A 14,637-nucleotide genomic window follows, 5' to 3' on the forward strand; every position below is an offset into this window, starting at 1 on the left:
GATCAGATCCGGCCGGGCACGTCCAGGTCCGGCACCGGGGGCTCCGCGCCGCGCAGCAGCGCCCGCCCCGCGGCGGTCGCCACGTGCAGGGAGCGGCCCTCCAGCCGGACCGTGCTGACCAGTCCCGCGTCGCGCAGTACGCCGATGTGCTGGCTGACCGCGGGGTGGGTGACGCCCAGCAGCCGGGCCAGCTCCACCGTGGAGCAGCCGGTGAGTGACGCGCGTAGCACCGCTGCGCGGGTGTGGCCGAGAAGCCTGCCGAGGGCCCCGCCGGACCGGCCGGCGGTCGCGGGGCGCAGCCAGTCGCTGTCGCGGCGGATGGGATAGCCGAGTACGGGCGGCAGCTCCGGGTCCGCCAGGGTGAAGGGTGTCGGCCAGCAGAAGAACGAGGGCTGCAGGGTGACGCCGCGGCCGCCGAGATGGATGGTGTGGTCGACCGGGTACGGCGCCTCCAGGACCGGCGGGCGCCAGCGGATGTGTGCCCCGAGCCCCGACAGCAGGGCTTCGGTTCCGCCCTCGAGCAGGGTGTTGAGCCGGACCATGCGGTCGGCGTCGATCTGGGCGCTGATGCGGTGCCAGAAGGGTTCGAGCGCCTCGCGGTGGTAGGTGCGCACGGCCCGGCCGAGCCGGAGCAGGGCCTCGTTGTCGCCGCGGGCGAGCGGCCCGGTCCAGCGGGGCAGCCGCCGTACGGCGGCCGCCCGCGCGAGATCCGTCCGCAGCCGGGCGGCCGGCGTGCGCAGCAGGGTGTCCACGGCCGCCTGCAGCGTGCCGCAGTCGCCGCGGGTGGGAGTGAGGAAGTCCGGCGAGTAGCCCCGGGGCGGCAGCAGCGGGGACAGCAGCAGACAGCTGTCGGACAGCCGCGGCCGCACCCACCGCCGCCACTCCCCGAACTCCCGGGTCCCGTCGCTGCGCTGCAGCGTCTGGAAGCTGTTGCTGATCTCCCACAGCACGTCGGCCCCGGGCGCCACCCGCACCCGCGTCAGATCCTCGGCCGTGAAGTACACCCGCAGCATGGCCTCTTCGTACCTCCGCCTCTTCCGGGACCGCGGCGGCACGGCCGCGCTGTCCCAGGCGAGCGCCTTGGAAGGCTCATGTCAAGACCGCGGGGCGGACCGCGGAGGACCGGCGGGCGCCCGGTCCGGCCGCACGAACCCGCCTACGCCGCCGAGTCGCGCACCCGTGCCGCGTACACCGGGATCCGGACGTCCGCGTCGTCCAGGCACGCCCCCGTCTCCAGGTCGAAGCGCTGCTTCAGCAGCGGCGACGCCACGAACGGGCGGCCCTCCGCCGAGCCCAGCAGGCCGCGGGACAGGACGTACGCGCCGGTGAACGGGTCGCGGTTGGAGACGGCGTACACCGAGCCCGCGCGGTCGAGGAAGACGGCGACCTGGGTGCCGTCGGGGAGCAGGGCCGCGACGCCGCGGCCCGGGGTCAGCAGCGGCAGGTCGCAGACCCCGAACCAGCCCGCGGGGAGGCGGAGCTGGACGCGGAACGTGGTCTGCTCGGGGGCCAGGGTCATCGGGCGGCGGTTCCTTCCAGGGAGGCCTGGGGCGGCAGCGGGGCGATCCGCAGCAGGTCCAGGTCGGGTTTGATCTGGTCGCGCTCCGGGACGAACCCGACGGTGGGGTCCGGGACGCCGGGCGCGTTGACGAACGAGACGAAGCGGCGCAGCCGGTCCGGGTCGGCGAGGGTCTCGGCCCACTCGTCGCGGTAGCCCGCGACGTGCGTCCGCATCAGCGCCTCCAGCTCGTCGCACAGGCCGAGCGAGTCGTGGACCACGACGTCCCGGACGTGGTCCAGTCCGCCCGGGATCCGCTCCAGCCACACCGAGGTGCGCTCCAGCTTGTCCGCGGTGCGGATGTAGAACATCAGGAACCGGTCGATCAGGCGGACCAGTTCGGCGTCGGAGAGGTCCTGGGCGAGCAGGTCCGCGTGGCGCGGCGTCATCCCGCCGTTGCCGCCGACGTACAGGTTCCAGCCGTTCGCCGTCGCGATCACCCCGAAGTCCTTCGACTGCGCCTCCGCGCACTCCCGCGCGCAGCCGGACACCGCGGACTTCAGCTTGTGCGGCGCCCGCAGGCCCCGGTAGCGCAGCTCCAGGCCGATGGCCATCCGGACGGAGTCCTGCACCCCGAACCGGCACCACGTCTGCCCCACGCACGACTTCACGGTCCGCAGCGCCTTGCCGTACGCGTGGCCCGACTCGAAGCCGGCGTCCACCAGCCGGCCCCAGATCTGCGGGAGCTGGTCGACGCGGGCGCCGAAGAGGTCGATCCGCTGGCCGCCGGTGATCTTCGTGTAGAGGCCGAAGTCGCGGGCGACCTCCCCGATCACGATCAGCTTCTCCGGGGTGATCTCCCCGCCGGGGATCCGGGGGACGATCGAGTACGAGCCGTTCCGCTGCATGTTGGCCAGGAAGTGGTCGTTGGTGTCCTGCAGCGCCGCCTGCTCCCCGGCCAGGACGTACCCCTCAGCCCCGATCGACGGCGCCAGCGACGCGATGATCGACGCCACGGCGGGCTTGCAGACCTCGCAGCCGTCGCCGCCGCGCGCCCCGGGCCGGCCGTGCTCGTCCAGCAGTCGGGTGTACGACGTGGTCCGCCGGACGCGGATGATCTCGTACAGCTCCTCCCGGGTCACCGGGAAGCAGCCGCACAGCCCCTGGTCGCCGGACGCCGGCAGCAGCTGGCCGAGCAGCTTCACACAGCTGCCGCAGCCCGTACCGGCCTTGGTGCACTTCTTCAGCTCCGGCACGGTGGTGCAGGCATGCTCGGCGACCGCGTCGAGGATGCGGCCCTTGGTGACGTTGTGGCAGCTGCACACGATCGCCTCGGCGGGCAGCGCCTCCGGGCCGAGGGCGGCGGGCGCGCCCAGCCCCGCCGGGAGCACCAGCTGCTCGGGCGGTACGGGCGGCACCGAGCCCGTCAGCGGGCGCAGCATGCCGTACGAGTCGGCGTCGCCGACCAGGACGCCGCCGAGCAGTTCGCCGGACGGGGCGACGACCAGCTTCTTGTAGATCCCGGCGCGCGAGTCGGAGTACACGACGTCCAGGCAGCCCTCCGCCACGCCGTGCGCGTCGCCGAAGGACGCCACGTCCACGCCGAGCAGCTTGAGCTTGGTGGACAGGTCCGCCCCGGTGAACTCGCGGTTCCCCTCGGCGATCGCGTCGGCCGCCGTCTCCGCCATCTCGTAGCCGGGCGCGACCAGGCCGTACACCCTGCCGTCGGCTGCCTGGGCGCACTCGCCGATGGCGAAGACGGCGGGGTCGCCGGTACGGCACGCGGTGTCCACCGTGATGCCGCCGCGCTCGCCGACCGCCAGGCCCGCGGCGCGGGCCAGTTCGTCGCGGGGGCGGACGCCCGCCGCGAAGACCACCAGGTCGGTGGCCAGTTCCGAGCCGTCCGTCAGCAGCATGCCGGACACGGCGCCGGAGGCGTCGGTGCGGATCTCCTTGCCGCCGAGCCCGGTGTGGACGTGCAGGCCCAGCTCCACGATGGTGCGCCGCAGGGCGCTCCCGCCGCCCTCGTCGACCTGCACGGCCATCAGCCGGGGTGCGAACTCCACGATGTGCGTCGCCAGTCCGAGGCCCTTGAGCGCGCCGGCCGCCTCCAGGCCGAGCAGGCCGCCGCCCACGACGACGCCGGTCGTCGCGGTCTTCGCGTACTCCTCGATGGCCAGCAGGTCCTCGATGGTGCGGTAGACGAAGGCGCCCGTCGCGTCCTTGCCAGGGCAGGGCGGTACGAAGGGGTACGAGCCGGTGGCCAGGACGAGCGTGTCGTAGCGGAAGACCTGCCCGCTGCGGGCGGTCACCGTCCGTCCGTCGCGGTCGACGGAGACCGCCGGATCGCCGACGTACAGCTCGATGCCGTGCCGCTCCATGAAGCCGTCCTCGACCAGCGACAGCTCCTCGGCCGAGGTGCCGTCGAAGTACGAGGTGAGGTGCACCCGGTCGTACGCGGGACGCGGTTCCTCGCAGAGCACGACGACCCGGGCGGTCCCGGTGACGCCGCGGTCCGCGAGCGCCTCGAGGAACCGCTGGCCGACCATTCCGTGGCCGATCAGCACGATCGTCTGCATCTCAGGAGCCTCCAGGGTGGGTGAGCAGGTGGAGCAGCGGTACGTCGTCGGGCAGCGGCTCGTCGGCCTCCCAGGCGCGGGCCAGGGCGCCCACGGCCGCGAGGTCGCCGAGCAGGATGCCGCCGACGAGCCGCCCGTCGCGCACGACGACCTTGCGGTAGGCGCGGCGGGTGGCGTCGGCCAGCTGGACGACGTCGTCGCCGGGCGCCGGCACGGGGTCGCCGAACGCGGCGAGGTCCAGCGGGGTGCGGGAGTCGGGGACGAGGGTGAGCCGGGTCAGCACGCGCGAACCCCGGTAGGCGGGGGCGCCCTTGCCGGTGAGGACGTCCGCCAGCACGTCGGCCTGGTCCAGCGCCGGGCCGGCCAGCCCGTACGCCGTGCCGTCGTGCTCGGCGCAGTCGCCGAGGGCGTGGATGTACGGGTCGGAGGTGCGCAGCTCGTCGTCCACGACGATGCCGCGCGCCGTGGTGAGCCCGGCGGCCCGCGCGAGGCCGGTGCGCGGGCGCACCCCGCAGGCCAGCACGACCAGATCGGCGGTGAGCAGATACCCGTCCGCCAGCTCCACCGCGTTGACCGTCCGTCCCCCGCGCGCGTCGATGCAGCGCAGGCCGCGCACCCGGCACTCGGTGTGCACCTCGACGCCGAGGTCCTCCAGATGGGACCGCAGCAGCCGCGCCGCCGCCGGGTCGAGCTGGCGCTCCATGAGGTGCTCGCCCTGGTGCGCAAGCACGACCTGGGCGCCGCGCCGGGCGAGGGCGCGGGCCGCGGACGAGCCGAGGAGTCCGCCCCCGATGACGACGACGCGGGTGTCGGAATCGGCGGCCGACGCCAGCGCCAGACAGTCGTCGAGGGTACGGAACGGGTGTACACCGGCGGGCAGTTCGCGCCCGTCCGGTTCGAACAGGCCGCGCAGCGGCGGCAGCACCGGATTCGATCCGGTGGACAGCACCAGCCGGTCGTACCCGACCTCGGCCCCGTCGTCGCACTGCACCCGGCGCGCGGCCCGGTCGATCCGCACCGCCCGCGCCTGGCGCCGCCCGACGCCCGCGGGGGGCGCGGGCAGCCGGATCACGTCGGCCGGATAGTGCCCGGCGAGCACCTCGGCGAGCAGGACGCGGTTGTACGCGGGGTGCGGCTCCTCGGCGATCAGGGTCACCGCGTGGGTGTCCCCGAGCCGCCCGGCCAGCCGGTTGCCGGCCAGCCCGCCCCCGACCACGACGACGTGCTGCCGGTCGCCCGCCGCGGTGTGTGTGCCCTGTCCCATGCCATGAGGGTGCGGTGCGGCCGTTACCTGACCGCATCGCGGGAGTTTCCCGTACGCAACGCTGCCCTCAGCGGGGCCGGACCGGGGCGGTGAGGGTCCCGCGGCGGACCGCGGAAGCCGTTCGGAAACCGGCTCCGGGCCCCCGTACAACACCCCCTGCGCGGGCCCTCGCACGGCCTGGGGGACGTCGGCGCCCGGCCCCGGACACCCGGGGCCGCCCGGGTCGTACGAGCCCTTCCCGCGCCCGCTCAGGCGCCTACCGCATATACGCTGACCTGGGGTTTTCCCTCCCTCCCCGATAAAATCGACGGCAGCGGAAGGGGGCCGGATGGACCGGAACATTCGTACCGTCGAGGACGTACTGGAGCTGCTCGACGGGCTGTTCGCGCAGGGCGCCGACCGGTGGAGCGAGGACGGCGGCGCCGACTGGTGGGACGGGTTCTACGGGGACCGCGCCAGGCCCGTGCCGTTCTTCGCGGCGAAACCCGACGAGAACCTCGCGGAGTACGTCGCGAGCGGAACGCTCACGCCGGGCGGCCGGGTGCTGGAACTCGGCTGCGGGCCGGGGCGCAACGCGGTCTACCTCGCCGGCCGGGACTTCACGGTGGACGCCGTCGACCTGTCGGCCGAGGCGATCCGCTGGGGCCGGGAGCGGGCCGAGGAGGCGGGGGTCGCGGACCGCGTCCGCTTCCTGCACGGCGACGCCTTCGCCCTGGACGGTGTCGAGGGCCCGTACGACCTGGTCTTCGACTCGGGCTGCTTCCACCATCTGCCGCCCCACCGTCGCATCACCTACCTCGCCCTGCTGGACCGTGTCCTGGCGCCTGGCGGCCACTTCGGACTGACCTGCTTCCGCAGCGGCGGCATGGGCTCTGAACTGCCGGACGTGGCGTTCTACGGCGACGGGCACCTGCACGGCGGGCTCGCGTACTCGGCGGACGCGCTGCGGGGGATCTTCGCCGGCCTGGAGGAACGCGAACTGCGGCGGATGCGCCCGCAGGGCCCGGAGTCGGACCGCTTCGGTGAGGCGTTCCTGTGGGCCGCGCTGTTCCGCCGCCCCTGAACCAGGCCGGCGAGATCGGATAGACAGGCCCTAGTCGTGCGCCGCGGCGTCGAAGCCCTCGGGGGCCCGGTCGAGGAACACCGTGACGGCGCTGATCCGGCCGTCCTCGTCGAACTGGAGCACATCCGTTCCGGTGGCGAAGGACGTGCCGGCGCCGTCTCCGGTGAGGATCTCCCACTGGAGCCGGGCGCGGTCGTGGTGGACGTCGGGCTTGCGGCGCGGGCGCAGGGCGACCGTGCCCATCCGGGCGGCGAACTGCTTGCGGAAGTCCATCAGCGCCGGGGCCCCGCTGAGGACCCCGATCTGCGCCCGGTACTCGACACCCTGGGTGAAGACGGCGGCCGCGAGCCGGCGCTGCTCCTCCTCGGCCCCGGCGTTCCAGAAGCCCAGGTACTGGTCGAGCACGCTCTCGGCCTGTGTCGTCGACTCGGTCATGGCTGGTGTCCCTTCGATCGGTGAACCGTGCTTACGGACACCGACACTGCGGGCCGCCCCTGCCGCCTGTCGATGACCTCGAAGGTCATTGCCGCCGTGCGCCGGGAGACGGCAGGCTGGGGCCATGACGACCACCACCGAACCGGTCGGGGCGCTGCTGCGGCGCTGGCGTGAGCGTCGGCGCCGCTCGCAACTCGACGTGTCGATCGCCGCCGACATCTCCACGCGGCACCTGAGCTGCGTCGAGACCGGGCGCGCGAACCCGGGTCGGGACGTGATCCGGCGGCTGTGCGACGAACTGGACGTGCCGCTGCGGGAGCGCAACACCCTCTATCTCGCCGCCGGTTTCGCACCCGTGCACGCCGAGCGGCCCTTCGCCGACCTGGGCGCGGCGCGGGCCGCGGTGGAGGCCGTCCTCAGCGGTCACGAGCCCAATCCGGCGCTCGCCGTCAACGTGCGCTGGGAGCTGCTGGCCGCCAACCGCGCCATGGGCGTGTTCCTCGGCGGCGTGACCGGGGAGCCGGTGCGCCCGCCCCTCAACGTGCTGCGGGCGACCCTGCACCCCGACGGCCTGGCCGGGCGCGTCCTGAACCTCGCGCAGTGGCGCGCGCACATGCTGCGCCGGCTCCGCCGCCAGCTGGAGCGCACGTCCGCCGCCGGTCTCGCGGAGCTGCTCGCGGAGCTGGAGGGCTATCCGGTGCCGGACGGGGCCGCGGGCGGGCTCACCGCCGACGGACCGGCCGGCGATCTGGTGGTCCCGTTGAGGCTGGCGACCGAACACGGCGAACTCGCGCTGCTGTACACCACCACGGTGTTCGGCTCGCCGCGGGACGTGACGCTCGACGAGATCGCCATCGAGACGTGGTTCCCGGCGGACGCGGACACGGCGGCGCTGATGCGGGCGGCGGTCGCCGCCCACGGCGGCGCCGAACTCACGTGAGACCCGACACCTCGAAGACGCCGCGCGCCCCGTCGCCGTCTATGTGGTCGGCGAGGAGCTGCAGTTCGCGGGTGCCGTTGCGCAGGAAGCCCTCCGTGCGTGAGCGGCGGGCGCCCGCGTCGATGTGGTGCCACAGCAGCGGGGTCCGTGCGAGCACCCGCGGATCGAGGCGGACCCGGCCGCCGAGCAGGTCCTTCAGGACCAGCCTTCCCGCCCCGGCGCGCACGCTGACCAGCAGGTCCGTACGGACGCTGTGCACGCGCAGCCGACCGCGCACCGTCAGCACCGCGCCGGACGCGGTCACGCGCGGCGGGCGCTGCAGCAGGCGGAGGAGTGCGGCGGCCATGGCGGGGAGGCTAAGCGGAGGCGGCGGGCCCGGTCACCCTCCGGCGGCAGGGCTTTGCTCCGTCTTGACCTTCGGCCTCGCGGCGGGGGCCGTCCCCGGCCGCATGCTCCGGGGCCTCCCGGGCCGCATGCTCCGGGGCCTCCCGGGCCGCATGCTCCGGGGTGCCTCCCGGCCCGTACGCAACCGCGGATCATCCGTACGCGTCCGTAACAGCTGATGAGGCGATCCCTGAAGCTCCCCCTGCTGCGGCTACGCCGCCGGCTGGCGCACCTCGGCCCGCCCGCGACCGTGGCCGGCCGGCGCCGGCTGCTGCGGGCCGCGGTGCTGTGCTGCGTGCTCGCCCTGCTGCCCTCGGCCTGGGTGTACGCCTCCACTGGGGCGCGGCTGCGCAGCACGGCCGACGCCCCGGTCGCGCCGGTCGCGCTCGTCTTCGGGGCCGGGCTGTGGAACGGCGAGCCGTCGCCGTACCTCGCGCACCGGCTGGACGCGGCGGTGCAGCTGTACGAAGCGGGCAAAGTGCGGGCGATCCTGGTCAGCGGCGACAACAGCACCACGGACTACGACGAACCGACCTCCATGCGGGACTATCTCGTCGGCCGGGGCGTGCCGGAGCGGCGCGTCGTACGCGACTACGCCGGCTTCGACACCTGGGACTCCTGCACCCGCGCCGCCCGGATCTTCGGCGTGCGCCGGGCGCTGGTGGTCAGCCAGCGCTTCCACGTACCGCGCGCGCTGGCGCTGTGCCGGGCCGCCGGGATCGACGCGTACGGCGTCGGGGTCGACGAGCCGCACCAGGCCACCTGGTACTACGGCGGGCTGCGGGAGATTCCCGGGGCGGGGAAGGCGCTGCTGGACGCGGTGTTCCGGCCCGATCCGCACTTCCTCGGGCCGCGGGAGACGGGGGTGGCGGAGGCCCTGGACCCGTCCCCGTAACACCTCAGCAGTCACATGGGTCACGCAGCCACCCTTCCGGTGGCCCCCGTCCGCACCGGTAGGCTGCCTTCGCATGGGCACAGACTGGCGCAAGGACAGGATCGGCAGCGCGCTCCGCGGCGAGAACCCCACCGTGCTGCGCAGGCTTCAGTCGGGGTTCGCCGTACTGGGCGACGTCCAGTTCCTGCCGGGGTATTCGCTGCTCCTGGCGGACAGGCCGGGCGTCAACCGGCTCAGCGATCTGCCGCGCGACGAGCGGACCGCCTTCCTGGACAGCATGGACCGGCTCGGCGAGGCCGTGGAGAAGGCGTGCAAGGCCGTCGATCCGGCGTTCATCCGGATCAACATAGAGATCCTGGGCAACACGGACCCGTTCCTGCACGCGCACATCTGGCCCCGCTACGAGTGGGAGCGCGCCGACATCCGCATCGGCCCGGTCTGGTGGTACCCCCCGGCCAACTGGCAGAACCCGCAGCACTTCCTCGGCCCGCAGCACGACGCACTGCGCACCGCCATCACCGCCGAGCTCGACGTCCTGGCCGTGGCGGAGCCAGCGGGCTGAGCCGCACCGGCAGCGCCGCCAGGCTCGGCGCCCACGGCGAGGTGATCCAGCTCAGCTCCGACTCCGGTACGGCCAGCTCCAGATCCGGCAGCCGGTGCAGCAGCGTGTCGACGGCCGTACGCGTGATCAGCCGGGCCAGGTCCTGCGCCGGACAGGCGTGCGGACCGGCGCCGAACGCCAGATGCGAGCGGTTGCCGGTGACCGGGCAGCCGTCCGGCGGGCGCACCGACGGATCGGCGTTCGCCGCCGCCAGGCCCAGCAGCAGCATGTCCCCGCCGCGGATGAGCTGACCGCCGAACTCCAGGTCCCTGACGGCGTACCGGGCCGGGTAGTTCTGCACCGGCGGATGCCGCCACAGCGCCTGGTCCAGCGCGTCGTCCACGGTCAGCCGGCCGCCGGCCACGGACGTGCCCAGCGCCGGATCGGTGAGCAGGATCCGCAGCGTGGTCGCGATCCAGTCGACCGTCGGCTGGTTGGCGGCGACGAAGACCACCACCAGGTTGTGCACGATCTCGTCGTCCGTCAGTCCCGCCGGATGTCTGACCAGCGTGGAGATGAAGTCGTCGCGGGGATCGGCGCGCCGGGCCTCGATCAGCCCGGTGAGGATGTCGGTGAGCCGGCCGCTGGCGTTCGCGGAGTCGGCGTTCGCCGCCGCCGTGCCCACGGCCGCCTGCACCAGCTGCTGACCGGAGCGCTCGTCCAGGCCGAGCAGCTGTATCACCACCTGCAACGGCAGCTTGCGGGCGTAGTGCGGCACCAGGTCCGCGCGCCCCAGATCCGCGAAGGCGCCGATCAGCCGCTCGGCGGTGTCCCGGACGGTACGGCGCAGGGCGTGCCCGTTGACCTGGACCAGGGCGGTCGTGACCGCCGCGCGCATCCGGCGGTGGCGGCGTCCGTCGGCGTACAGCAGCGCCGGACGGTAGCCCACCATCGGCATGATCGGCGAGTCGGCCGGCACCCGGTCCTCGCGCAGCAGCCGCCAGTTGCGCGGATCGTGGCTGAAGTCCTCCTCGCCGCGCGTCACCTGGAGCATCTCGGCGAAGCCGAGTACCAGCCAGGCGGGGATGCCGGGCGCGATCAGCACCGGGGCGATCGGGCCGTGCTCGGCGCGCAGCCGCTCGTACAGCGCGGGCAGCGTCGAGCCGTCGACCCCGGGGCCGTACAGGGGTGTTCCGGTGGGGCGGGCGACGGCGGGGCGGGAGGTGCGGGACTGCTGGGGGTGGGGGGTGGTCACCGGGTCCGTTCCGAGGCGGTGTCGATGAGATGCGTGATCAGGGAGATCAGCGCCATCACCGAGGAGCGGTGCTCCCGTGCGTCGCAGTTGACCAGCGGCGTGCCGGGGAGCAGGTCGAGGGCTTCGCGGAGCTCGCCCTCGCGGTGGTGGGGGCTGCCCGGGAAGTGGTTGACGGCCACCGTGAACGGCATGTCCAGGTCTTCCAGATGGCCTATCGAGTCGAACGACGCCTCCAGGTCACGGGTGTCGACCAGGGCGAGCGCGCCGAGCGAGCCGCGGGCCAGCTCCCGCCACGCGGGCAGGAACCGCTGCTGGCCCGGGGTGCCGAAGAGGTACAGGACGAGATCGCCGTCCAGCGTGATCCGGCCGAAGTCCAGCGCCACCGTCGTGGTGGTCTTGCCGGGGGAGAGCGGGGTGTCCGCGAGCGTCCCCGCGCGGGTCATCACGGCCTCGGTGGACAGCGGTTTGATCTCGGAGACAGTGCCGATGAGCGTGGTCTTGCCCACGCCCATCGGCCCGACCACCAGGATCTTGGCGGCTCCGGTCACACCCGGGGAGACGTACACCCCTCCGTCAGATGCGGTCTTCGAGGCCATGCAGCACCTTTCTCAGCAGGTCCTGTTCGCCGATGCGCGGTGCCGGCGCGGCGGGACCTTGGGTGGAGGGAGTGTGGAGTGGACGGGCCGGTACGTAGCCGTAGCCCACCGGGGGCCGGAACTGGATATGGCCCCACTGGATGAGATCCGTGAGCAGCACCCGTACCACCGTCGGCGGCTGTCCCAGATGGGCGCCGACCTCGGCCACGGACAGCAGCCCCTGGCACAGCTCGACGATCCGCCGGTACTCGGGCTGCGCGGACGGCGCGAGCGGCAGCCCGGAGGCGACGACGAGCGTCTCCAGCGGCAGCGGCTCCGCGTCGGGGGTGCCGGAGCGGCCGCCCGTGATGACGTACGGCCGTACGGCGCGGGGTCCCTGGCTCCTGGTCATACGGGTGGGACCTCCGGCGGCCGCAGATGGGCGCCGAGCTCCGCGGCGATGTGCGCCACCACGATCTGCATCTGCTCGGCGACCGCCGCCACGTCCGCCGTGTGGTCGGTGGCCACGGCCAGCTGGGCGCCCAGGCCCGTGGACGTGAACAGCACGAAGCCGTGGTCGGACTCCACCATCAGCTGCCGCACCCCGGCGTGCGGGCCCAGGAACAGTCCGACCGCCGAACGGGACGTGATCGTCAGCGCGGCGCACGCCGCGGAGAGCGACTCGGCCTCGGAGCGCTCCAGCTCCGGCACGACGCCGTGCAGCCGGGCCGCGGAGGTGTGGCCGAGCCGCAGACCGTCGTCGGTGAGGACGACGGCATGGCGTACACCGGGGATTCCGGTCAGGGGGTGCAGCATCCACCCCACGTCGGGGAGGCGCGATATGCCTGCGGGCATCACCGGGATCCTTCCTGTCCGTGCTCACGGGGGTGCTCCTGCGGCGGGACCCGGTCCGGGTCCGGGGACATCGTCTGCTCCCGGGCCTGTCTGACCCTCGCCCGGCCGCGCTCCGTCCCCGCCAGCACACCCGCCACCGAGGCCCGCGCGGCCTGCGGTGACCAGTCGCTCACCGGCGCGGTCCTGGCCGGCTCCGGTACCACGGGCCTGCGGTGCTCGCCCGTCTCCTCACCCGGCCTGCGCCGGCTGCGCCGCCGCGGCAGCGCCGTCTCGCCGTCGGCCCGGGCCGGGGCCGAGATGACCTCCGCCGGCTCCTCCACCGGGCCCTCCTCGGCCGTGGAGGGCTCGGTGAGCAGCCCGTTCGGTACGAACACGGCCGCGCGTGTCCCGCCGTACGCGGAACCGGCCGACAGCTCCACGCTGAAGCCCAGCTCCCGCGACCACCGTCCCACGCACGCCAGCCCCAGCTTCGGCATGGCGCCCAGATCCACCAGCTCCTGCCCGCCGCGCAGCCGGCCCAGGGCCTGCTCCAGCACGTCGGACGGCATGCCGAGGCCCGCGTCGTCGATCTGGATCGCCGCGCCCGCGGCGACCTCCCGGATCGAGACGACGACCTGCGAGCTGGAGGGGGAGAAGTCCGCCGCGTTCTCCAGCAGCTCCGCGACCGCGTGCATCATGCCCTCGGCGGCGGGCGCCGCCACGTGCAGATGCTGGCCGCCGTGCACCTCGATCCGGCCGTACTCCAGGATCCGCGACTGCGCCCCGCGTACGCAGTCGAAGAGCGACACCGGCTGCGGCTCCCGCCGGGCCGGCCAGATCCCGCACATCACCAGCAGCGTCTGCGCCTTGCGGATCATCTGGGCGGCGGCGTGGTCGGCGCGCATCACCTCGCCCATCAGCTCCGGGTCGGTGAGCCGCTGCTCGATCCCGTCCAGCAGCTGCAGCTGCACGGTGGCCATCGCGTGCACGTTCCCGGCGACCGTCTCGAACGCGGCCAGCACCGCGTCCCGCTGCTCCCGCTCCCACGCGGTCGCCTCCCGGGCCTCGGCGGCCCGGCGCTCCGCCTCGTCCGCCCGGGTGGCCTCCTCCTGCGCCCGGGCCCGGCGGCGGGCCGACTCGGCGCGGACGGTCCGCAGCTGCTCCCGCAGCCGGCGCACCCACAGCAGCGCGCCCGTGGCGATGGCGACGGCGGCTACGGCGATGACTATGGCTGTTTCCATATCAGGGCGCCTCGCAAACCTCGCGGACTGAGCGGTTGGGCAGATCCTACTGATCAAACGCTCACTTCCGCGCCAGAGTTGGACAATCCTCGACGGGTCAAGGGGGTACGACGTGAAATTTCACGCGGGTGCGGAGAACTTCGCGCGGTGCGGGGCGGACTGCGCGCCCCCGTCGGGCCCGGTCCCACGGACCGGACGCGAACAGGATGCGTTGTTTAGAACACCTAAGCTCATCCCATCATGCACGACATATCCCTGGCCACCCTGCTCATGCTCTGTCTCGCGGCGGGCGCCGCCGGCTGGATCGACGCCGTGGTCGGCGGCGGCGGTCTGCTCCTCCTGCCGGCGCTGCTCGTGGGGTATCCGAACCTCCAGCCCGCGTATCTCCTCGGCACCAACAAGGCGGTGGCCATCGTCGGGACGTCCGCCGCCGCCGTCACGTACACCCGCAAGGCCCCGGTCGACGTGCGGCTCGCGGTCCGCATCGGGATCGCGGCGCTGGCCGGCTCCTCCTGCGGGGCGCTGCTGGCGGCCGGCATCGACAGCGCCGTACTCCGCCCCCTGATCATGGTCGTGCTGCTCGGCGTGCTGGCGTTCGTGATGCTCCGCCCGGCCTTCGGCACCGCGCCGGCGGGCGGACCGGCGGGCGTGAGGCGGGTCGCGGCGGCGATCGGGGTCGCGGGCCTCGGCATCGGCTTCTACGACGGGCTGATCGGCCCGGGCACGGGCACGTTCCTCGTCATCGCGCTGACCGCGATCCTCCAGCTCGACCTGGTCACTGCCTCCGCCACCACCAAGATCATCAACACCTGCACCAATCTGGGCGCCCTGGTGATGTTCTCCGTCCAGGGCACGGTCCTGTGGAAACTGGCGGCCGTCCTGGCGGTGTTCAACCTCGCCGGCGGCCTGCTCGGCGCGCACATGGCCCTGAAGAAGGGCAGCGGCTTCGTCCGCGGGGTGCTCGTGGTCGTGGTCGTGGGCCTGGTCACGAAGCTGGCCTACGATCAGTGGGCATGAGCCGGTTCCTCACCGTACTGACGACGACCTCCGACGAACGCGAGGCCCAGCACCTCGCCCGCGGCGCGGTGGAGCGACGGCTCGCCGCGTGCGCGCAGGTCGGAGGGCCGGTGACG

At 73.7% G+C, this 14,637-nt stretch carries 17 protein-coding genes; 6 read left to right on the top strand and 11 right to left on the bottom strand.

What is annotated here, in order from left to right; all coding sequences use genetic code 11:
* Positions 1–2: 2 nt before the first annotated feature.
* From AB0M28_RS09450 to AB0M28_RS09465, 4 genes are all read right to left on the bottom strand, one after another.
* A complete protein-coding gene (locus tag AB0M28_RS09450; protein WP_365400352.1) occupies positions 3–1,013 on the bottom strand; it encodes a helix-turn-helix domain-containing protein in 1,011 nt (336 codons plus the stop codon).
* Between the two features lie 143 nt (positions 1,014–1,156).
* Positions 1,157–1,519 (bottom strand): nitrite reductase small subunit NirD, encoded by a 363-nt coding sequence (nirD, locus tag AB0M28_RS09455; protein ID WP_365400355.1) that lies wholly within the window; start codon positions 1,517–1,519, stop codon positions 1,157–1,159.
* Complete coding sequence (gene nirB / locus AB0M28_RS09460) at positions 1,516–4,077, bottom strand: nitrite reductase large subunit NirB (protein ID WP_365400358.1); 2,562 nt, start codon at positions 4,075–4,077, stop codon at positions 1,516–1,518. Before nirB ends, nirD begins: the two co-directional genes overlap by 4 nt.
* A gap of 1 nt (position 4,078) precedes the next feature.
* Entirely contained in the window at positions 4,079–5,341 is a 1,263-nt protein-coding gene (locus tag AB0M28_RS09465) for an FAD-dependent oxidoreductase (protein ID WP_365400361.1), read from the bottom strand.
* 328 nt (positions 5,342–5,669) lie between these two features.
* On the opposite strand from AB0M28_RS09465, the gene AB0M28_RS09470 reads away from it, so the two are divergent.
* Entirely contained in the window at positions 5,670–6,404 is a 735-nt protein-coding gene (locus AB0M28_RS09470) for a methyltransferase domain-containing protein (RefSeq protein WP_365400364.1), read from the top strand.
* Between the two features lie 30 nt (positions 6,405–6,434).
* Here the strand turns inward: AB0M28_RS09470 and AB0M28_RS09475 are convergent, their stop codons facing one another.
* Positions 6,435–6,839, bottom strand: coding sequence for a nuclear transport factor 2 family protein (locus AB0M28_RS09475; RefSeq protein ID WP_365400367.1), 405 nt, complete (start codon positions 6,837–6,839; stop codon positions 6,435–6,437).
* Between the two features lie 124 nt (positions 6,840–6,963).
* On the opposite strand from AB0M28_RS09475, the gene AB0M28_RS09480 reads away from it, so the two are divergent.
* On the top strand, positions 6,964–7,779 hold the full coding sequence (locus tag AB0M28_RS09480; RefSeq protein WP_365400370.1) for a helix-turn-helix domain-containing protein: 816 nt from the start codon (positions 6,964–6,966) through the stop codon (positions 7,777–7,779).
* On the opposite strand, the gene AB0M28_RS09485 is transcribed toward AB0M28_RS09480, so the two are convergent.
* Complete coding sequence (locus AB0M28_RS09485; protein WP_365400373.1) at positions 7,772–8,125, bottom strand: hypothetical protein; 354 nt, start codon at positions 8,123–8,125, stop codon at positions 7,772–7,774. The genes AB0M28_RS09480 and AB0M28_RS09485 overlap by 8 nt on opposite strands.
* 216 nt (positions 8,126–8,341) lie before the next feature.
* Here AB0M28_RS09485 and AB0M28_RS09490 point away from each other — a divergent pair, with 216 nt between their 5' ends.
* Both AB0M28_RS09490 and AB0M28_RS09495 read left to right on the top strand, forming a co-directional pair.
* Positions 8,342–9,058, top strand: coding sequence for an ElyC/SanA/YdcF family protein (locus AB0M28_RS09490; RefSeq protein WP_365400376.1), 717 nt, complete (start codon positions 8,342–8,344; stop codon positions 9,056–9,058).
* A gap of 73 nt (positions 9,059–9,131) precedes the next feature.
* Positions 9,132–9,620 (top strand): HIT domain-containing protein, encoded by a 489-nt coding sequence (locus tag AB0M28_RS09495; RefSeq protein WP_365400379.1) that lies wholly within the window; start codon positions 9,132–9,134, stop codon positions 9,618–9,620.
* Here AB0M28_RS09495 and AB0M28_RS09500 read toward each other — a convergent pair.
* From AB0M28_RS09500 to AB0M28_RS09520, 5 genes are read right to left on the bottom strand one after another with little or no spacing between them, the layout of a single operon-like run.
* Positions 9,574–10,854: a cytochrome P450 gene (locus AB0M28_RS09500; RefSeq protein WP_365400382.1), complete on the bottom strand. Its 1,281-nt coding sequence runs from the start codon at positions 10,852–10,854 to the stop codon at positions 9,574–9,576. The two genes, AB0M28_RS09495 and AB0M28_RS09500, sit on opposite strands and share 47 nt — an antisense overlap.
* Positions 10,851–11,450: an ATP/GTP-binding protein gene (locus tag AB0M28_RS09505; RefSeq protein WP_365400385.1), complete on the bottom strand. Its 600-nt coding sequence runs from the start codon at positions 11,448–11,450 to the stop codon at positions 10,851–10,853. The genes AB0M28_RS09500 and AB0M28_RS09505 overlap by 4 nt, the downstream gene beginning before the upstream one ends.
* On the bottom strand, positions 11,428–11,841 hold the full coding sequence (locus AB0M28_RS09510; RefSeq protein ID WP_365400388.1) for a DUF742 domain-containing protein: 414 nt from the start codon (positions 11,839–11,841) through the stop codon (positions 11,428–11,430). The genes AB0M28_RS09505 and AB0M28_RS09510 overlap by 23 nt, the downstream gene beginning before the upstream one ends.
* On the bottom strand, positions 11,838–12,284 hold the full coding sequence (locus tag AB0M28_RS09515) for a roadblock/LC7 domain-containing protein (protein WP_365400391.1): 447 nt from the start codon (positions 12,282–12,284) through the stop codon (positions 11,838–11,840). Before AB0M28_RS09515 ends, AB0M28_RS09510 begins: the two co-directional genes overlap by 4 nt.
* Entirely contained in the window at positions 12,284–13,504 is a 1,221-nt protein-coding gene (locus AB0M28_RS09520) for an ATP-binding protein (RefSeq protein ID WP_365400394.1), read from the bottom strand. Before AB0M28_RS09520 ends, AB0M28_RS09515 begins: the two co-directional genes overlap by 1 nt.
* 240 nt (positions 13,505–13,744) lie before the next feature.
* On the opposite strand from AB0M28_RS09520, the gene AB0M28_RS09525 reads away from it, so the two are divergent.
* Complete coding sequence (locus tag AB0M28_RS09525; protein WP_365400397.1) at positions 13,745–14,521, top strand: TSUP family transporter; 777 nt, start codon at positions 13,745–13,747, stop codon at positions 14,519–14,521.
* Positions 14,518–14,637: divalent cation tolerance protein CutA (gene cutA, locus AB0M28_RS09530; RefSeq protein WP_365400408.1), on the top strand; the 120-nt coding region annotated here is incomplete at its 3' end. The genes AB0M28_RS09525 and cutA, both read left to right, overlap by 4 nt.

This window comes from Streptomyces sp. NPDC051940, from assembly GCF_040680895.1.
Lineage (GTDB): Bacteria > Actinomycetota > Actinomycetes > Streptomycetales > Streptomycetaceae > Streptomyces.